This is a genomic window from Streptomyces muensis (assembly GCF_021474425.1).
Classification (GTDB): Bacteria; Actinomycetota; Actinomycetes; order Streptomycetales; family Streptomycetaceae; genus Streptomyces; species Streptomyces muensis.
The window spans coordinates 1-5978 of record NZ_JAKEIP010000382.1 but is presented as its reverse complement, the minus strand read 5'-3'; the positions used below and the strand labels follow the sequence as shown (position 1 = coordinate 5978).

At 68.8% G+C, this 5978-nt stretch carries 5 protein-coding genes and 1 pseudogene; 1 reads left to right on the top strand and 5 read right to left on the bottom strand.

Features of this window, described 5'->3' with window-relative positions; all coding sequences use genetic code 11:
• Positions 1-194: 194 nt before the first annotated feature.
• From L0P92_RS41270 to L0P92_RS41250, 5 genes are all read right to left on the bottom strand, one after another.
• Positions 195-1667: an MFS transporter gene (locus L0P92_RS41270; RefSeq protein WP_234768276.1), complete on the bottom strand. Its 1473-nt coding sequence runs from the start codon at positions 1665-1667 to the stop codon at positions 195-197.
• Positions 1668-1739: 72 nt separating this feature from the next.
• Positions 1740-2762 carry a class II fructose-bisphosphate aldolase gene (fbaA, locus tag L0P92_RS41265; protein WP_234768275.1) on the bottom strand — a complete coding sequence of 341 codons (1023 nt, stop codon included), beginning with the start codon at positions 2760-2762 and terminating at the stop codon, positions 1740-1742.
• A gap of 85 nt (positions 2763-2847) precedes the next feature.
• Entirely contained in the window at positions 2848-4329 is a 1482-nt protein-coding gene (locus L0P92_RS41260; RefSeq protein ID WP_234768274.1) for a recombinase family protein, read from the bottom strand.
• Between the two features lie 143 nt (positions 4330-4472).
• On the bottom strand, positions 4473-5021 hold the full coding sequence (gene pyrE / locus L0P92_RS41255) for an orotate phosphoribosyltransferase (protein ID WP_234768273.1): 549 nt from the start codon (positions 5019-5021) through the stop codon (positions 4473-4475).
• 10 nt (positions 5022-5031) lie between these two features.
• Positions 5032-5820: an aldose epimerase family protein gene (locus tag L0P92_RS41250; protein WP_234768272.1), complete on the bottom strand. Its 789-nt coding sequence runs from the start codon at positions 5818-5820 to the stop codon at positions 5032-5034.
• Between the two features lie 59 nt (positions 5821-5879).
• On the opposite strand from L0P92_RS41250, the pseudogene L0P92_RS41245 reads away from it, so the two are divergent.
• A pseudogene (locus tag L0P92_RS41245) lies at positions 5880-5978 on the top strand (DUF3151 domain-containing protein); the annotation flags it as partial.

Below are 5978 nucleotides of genomic sequence, written 5' to 3'. Positions count from 1 at the left end.
GCGGAGCCCCAGAAGGGGCGCGGGGCTGTGTCAATGTGCGGCTCCGCCGAGTGGGCGCAACCAGCCCCCAGAAGGGGCGCGGGGAACTGCGCGACCAGCCCCCGCCGGCCCGCACCCGAAGAAACGACCCGGGGTCGAAGGGGCGGAGCCCCTGGGGATGGGACGGGTAGGGGCGGCGGGGGCGAGGAACATGCCTATCCCGGCAGGCGGCCCCTGCTCCGCACCCCCTCCAACGGCGGCGCCGTGATCGCCCCGTGGTGGAGGCACTCCGGTTTGCGGCAGTCCGGAGGGAGCGGACGTACCGTCGCAAAGGCCACCGCGGCCCCGACCACCAGCACCCCCGCACACCACACCATCGCCTGCCCGAACGAGTCGTCGAAGGCGCCCGGCGAGCGATACGCCTCCTCCCCCATCCCGGCGAGCAACGGCAGCGCGGCCACCGCGACCAGCCCCGCCGCCCGGGCGGCCGCGTTGTTGACACCGCTCGCCAGACCGGCCCGGGCGGTGTCGACGGACGCCAGGACGGTCGCCGTCAGAGGAGCCACCAACGTGACCATGCCGAGGCCGAGGACGAGCAGGGCGGGCAGGACGTCGAGGAGATACGAGGCGTCCGGACCGACCCGCAGCATCAGCAGCATTCCGGCCGCGCACAACAGCGGTCCCACCGTCAGCGGGATCCAGGGACCGATCCGGTCGGCGAGCGCACCCGAACGGGCCGAGAACAACAGCATCAGCGCGGTCGTCGGCAGCAGCGCCGTACCGGCGCCGAGCGCGGAGTACCCGACGACGACCTGGAGCTGAAGCGCGGCGAGGAAGAAGAAGCCGCCGAACGCCGCGTAGACACAGAGGGTGACGAGGTTGACGGCGGTGAACTGGCGGGACCTGAAGATGTCCAGCGGCATCATCGGGTCGGGCCGGTGACGCTCGACGTACACGAAGGCGACCCCGGCCACCACGCCCCCCACCGCGGTGAGGACCACGACCAGCGACCCCGACCGGGCCTCGATCAGCGCGTAGGTCACCAGCGCGAGGGACAGCGCCCCGAGGACCGCGCCGAGCACGTCGAAGCGGCCGGCATGAGCCCGGCCGTCCCCCGACTCCGGGACATGCCGTACCGCGACCGGCACGCACACCAGCGCCACCGGCACGTTGAGCAGGAACACCCAGCGCCAGCCCGGCCCGTCCACCAGCCAGCCGCCCAGGAACGGGCCGACCGCGGCGCCGATGCCCCCGAAACCCGACCACAGTCCGACCGCCCGCCCCCGGTCGTCGGGATGGAAGGACGCCTGGATGAGCGCCAGCGAGCCCGGCGTGAGCAGCGCCCCTCCGATGCCCTGGAGCGCCCTGGCCGCGATCAGCACCCCGGCGTTCGGCGCGACCCCGCACAGCAGCGAGGCCGCCGCGAACCACACCACGCCCACCACGAAGATCCGCCGCCGCCCGTACCGGTCCCCCAGCGAACCGCCGAGCAGGATCAGCCCGGCCAGCGTCAGCATGTACGCGTTGACCGTCCACTGCAGCGCCGCGAGGTCGGCGTCGAGGTCACGGCCGATGCGGGGGAGGGCGACATTGACGACGGTCGAGTCCAGCATCGCCATGCTGGAGCCGAGGACGGTGGTGAGCAGGATCCATTTGCCCTGCGGTGAGGCCAGCCGGACGTCGGGCATGTCCCCAGGTATACAGCGAGCCCGGCGCCATGGGCAGGCGCCGGGCTCGCAAGTCCCCGGATGAACCCGGAACTACTTGATCTTCGTACCCGTCGAACGCAGGTGGGAGCAGGCCTCCGTCACGCGCGCGGCCATGCTGGCCTCGGCGAGCTTGCCCCAGGTCCGCGGGTCGTAGGTCTTCTTGTTGCCGACCTCGCCGTCGACCTTGAGGACACCGTCGTAGTTCTGGAACATGTGGGCCGCCACCGGACGCGTGAAGGCGTACTGGGTGTCGGTGTCGATGTTCATCTTGACGACGCCGTTGTCCAGCGCGGTCGCGATCTCCTCGGCGGTGGAGCCGGAGCCGCCGTGGAAGACGAAGTCGAACGGGGCGGTCTTGCCGTACTTGGCACCGACACCCTCGTTGAGGTCCTTCAGCAGCTCGGGACGGAGCACGACGTTGCCCGGCTTGTAGACGCCGTGGACGTTGCCGAAGGAGGCCGCGAGCAGGTAGCGCCCCTTCTCACCGAGCCCGAGGGCCTCGGCCGTACGGATCGCGTCGTCGACGGTCGTGTACAGCGAGTCGTTGATCTCGTGCGAGACGCCGTCCTCCTCGCCGCCGGTCGGGGTGATCTCGACCTCGAGGATGATCTTCGCGGCGCGGGCCCGCTCCAGCAGCTCCTGCGCGATGGACAGGTTGTCGGCGAGGGTCTCGGCCGAGCCGTCCCACATGTGCGACTGGAAGAGGGGGTTCTCGCCGCGCGCGACCCGCTCCTCGGAGACGGCGAGCAGCGGACGTACGTACCCGTCGAGCTTGTCCTTCGGGCAGTGGTCCGTGTGCAGGGCGACGGTGATGTCGTACTTCTTGGCGACGATGTGCGCGAACTCGGCCAGGGCGACGGCGCCGGTGACCATGTCCTTGCTGTGCTGGCCGCCGAGGAACTCCGCACCACCCGTGGAGATCTGGATGATGCCGTCGCTCTCCGCCTCCGCGAAGCCGCGCAGGGCCGCGTGCAGGGTCTGGGACGAGGTCACGTTGATGGCCGGGTAGGCGAACTTGCCTGCCTTCGCCCGGTCGAGCATCTCGTTATAGACCTCAGGAGTCGCGATAGCCAAGACACAATCCTCTCGTGCGGGTTCCGCGGGCCTGGGAGAGCCACTGCGCCGTGGCTTGTTCGGCCTTCTGTATGCGCCGCTAAGGCTACCTCTGCCTCGGAGAGGTGACAGCGCCCAAAAGTCCCCTCTTTCTCGCATCTGTCCGGCCATGTTCGGCAGGAGGAGCCGGCGATCCGCCTGCCCTGGGGATGTCGTCCTCCCCGCACTGGTAGTGGATCACGAGCCGGTCCGTGCCATCCGGGAGCCGAAGCCCCACGGCCTTGGCCATGCCGGTGATGTCACCGAAGTCGATGACCGCGCTGTACTTGGCCCGGGGCACCAGGTCTTGCCACACCCGGACACTGACGCCGTGCTCACGCAGGAACGCCTTGCGATCTTGCGCATCCTTGTCGGCCCAGATGTCTGGGACCCTCCTGCCGGGGCCCTCGTAGGTGTCCCCGGTCGCCGACGTCACCTCAAGGGCACTGAAGGCGGCATCGAAAACCTCGTCGAAGATCGCTTCCAGTTCGGACACCCGAATGTTCATCTTTGCCTCGCACGCGCCCTTCTTGGCGCGCTTCGAGCAGCGATAGTAGGCGTGATACCTGCCGTGCTTCTGGCTGACAGAGGTGGAGCCGAGCGCGCTGCCACAGCGGCCGCAGAGGGCTATCCCCGTGAGGGGGTGCTTCGAGATCCGCTGCCGAGCCTTCCCTTCCCGCTTCTGCGGCTCCAGCCGTACGGCGAGTTCCGACCAGTCCTCGAAGGACATGAAGGGGTTTTCCGCGATCAGAATCGGGTTCCCGTCGTCGTCCTCGACGGCCTCACCCTTGTACGTGTAGATGCCCGCGAACGTGGGGCGACGTACGGCGTTGGCAAGGGTGGTCTGCTGCCAGTACGCACCCCTGGGTTCCGCTCCTCGAAGCGTCAAACGGTAGTCGCTCCAGGTCAGCACCCTTGCCTCGTTGAGTTCGAGCGCAATCCTGTTGAGCGTCTTCCCGTCGGCGAACCCTTGGAGAATACGGTCCATGACCTGCGCATAACCGGGGTCACGTACGAGGATCTTGCGGTTCTGGCCCGGGACACTCTTGATCGCGTATCCCATGGGCGGCGTGCCGCTGACCCAGGACCTATTGGTGAGCCGACCCTGTACGCCGCCCTTGATCCGATCGGTAATGGCGTCGAGTTCAGCTTCCGCAAAGTCCGCCGCCCTCTGAGCCTTCATTTTCGTCTGCGGGTTTTCCGAGTCGTACCCCTCGGAAACACAGATGACGCGCTTGCCGTTCGCTCTCCCCCAGTCGTGGAGTCGGCTGAAGTGAAGCGCCCGGCGAGTGAGGCGGTCCACGTTCATGGCGATGATTCCGTCGAACTCGTCGACCCGCCGTGTCAGCCATTTACCGAGCTGAGGACGATTGAACGGAGACAGTCCCCCGGACACGTCCGTGTCCTCAGCCCAGCCGACAAGGATTCCAGGGAATTCTGAAGCGTTGATGTAGGACTCGATGTTCTCCCGTTGTCTTTGGACCGACGTGGACGCGGACTTGTCCTGGGAGACCCTGAGTACGCCGACGTAGCGGCCGTGCGCGGTCATGCGTCGAAACTAGCGGGACGCCGTACCCAAATATCCGCTTCTTTCTAATGCGATGGGCATCTGTCGCTTCTCACGCTAGGCCTGTTCAATCATGGTCGATACTGATCAACTTTGGTGTTGCGTGGATGCCGAGTCCGTGTGGCTCAGTCCAGCCCCAACTCGTCCTTGGAGTACGCGAACAGGTACGGCACCCCCGCGCCCGCCTGGATCTTCTCTGCGGCGCCGGTGGCCCGGTCGACGATGGTCGCGACGGCGACGACCTCGGCACCCGCCTCCCGCACGGCCTCCACGGCGGTGAGCGGCGAGCCGCCGGTGGTGGAGGTGTCCTCGACGACGAGCACGCGCCGCCCCGCGATGTCCGGCCCCTCGACCCGACGCTGCAGCCCGTGTGCCTTGGCCGCCTTGCGCACGACGAAGGCGTCGAGCCGCCTGCCGCGCGCCGCGGCAGCGTGCAGCATCGCGGCGGCGACGGGGTCGGCGCCCATCGTGAGCCCGCCCACCGCGTCGAAGTCCAGCTCAGCGGTCAGGTCGAGCAGCACCTGCCCGACCAGGGGGGCGGCCTCCCCGTCGAGGGTGATACGCCGAAGATCGACGTAGTAGTCGGCTTCCAGACCCGACGACAGGGTCACCTTGCCGTGCACCACGGCCTTGTCCTTGATCTGCTGCAGCAGCTCGCCGCGTACGTCAGTCATGCCGCCCAGCTTAGAGGCGCCGCCAGCTCCAGACGGTGGTGGCCTCCAGCGGCTCCAGGGGCGTGACCAGGCGGGGCATGGTGTTCAGGCCGTTGGGCGGCCCGGTCTGCGGCTCGACGCAGACGGCGGCGTCCTGTTCGTCGTAGACCACGACCCACTCCTCCCGGCCGGCCACCTTCAGCTCCAACTGCCCCGGCCAGGTGAGCGTGACGTCGACCCCGTCGGGCATCCCGAAGCAGTCATCCCAGGGCCCGGGCGTGCGATCGATCCGATTCCCGGTGGGGAGATGGTCCTCGCCCCGCTCCTCCTGCCAGGCGGGGGTGAAGTCGAGCTGTACGTCCGCACCGCCGAGGCTCCGGTTGAACCAGGGATGCCAGCCGACCTGCGCCGGAAAGGACGTCTCGTACGTCTCGACGGACATGGTGAGGGTGAGGCTGTCCTCGGCGAGCCGCACGATCTGGGTGACGCGGCCGGGGTAGGGCCAGGGCTCGACCAGGTCGTACGTGATGACCGCCTCGTCGCCCGTGACGCGGGCGACCTTCCAGGCGCCGTCGCGGGCGGTGCCGTGGATGGCGTGCGGCGGGGCGTTGAGCGGCATCTGCCGCACCACGGCGCCGTCCAGGAACCGGCCGTCCCGGATCCGCCCGCACCAGGGAACCATCGGGAAGCACCCGAACCGCTCGCCCTGTCGCAACAACTCCGTCCCGCCGACGCGCAGCCCTCCGACCCGCCCGCCGTTCTCCGGCAGCACGTCCACCTCCGCGTCACCCGCGGTCAGCGTGATGTGTTCGTTACTCACGGGACGACCCTACTGGCGTGATCAAGAGGCCCGCTGCCCCATGGGCCAGACTGGAGGGCATGGCCATTCACGAAAACCTCCTCGGGGGCCCGCCCCCGACCCACCTCCCCGCCGACCCCGAGCCGCGCGTGCTGCGAGCCCGCGGCCCCGCCCCCCCG

What these genes read in the sequence shown, in the direction of transcription:
- L0P92_RS41260 (WP_234768274.1), bottom strand. Translation starts at nt 4,329, where the DNA reads ATGACCGCGCACGGCCGCTACGTCGGCGTACTCAGGGTCTCCCAGGAC.
- pyrE (WP_234768273.1), bottom strand. Translation starts at nt 5,021, where the DNA reads ATGACTGACGTACGCGGCGAGCTGCTGCAGCAGATCAAGGACAAGGCC.
- L0P92_RS41270 (WP_234768276.1), bottom strand. Translation starts at nt 1,667, where the DNA reads ATGCCCGACGTCCGGCTGGCCTCACCGCAGGGCAAATGGATCCTGCTC.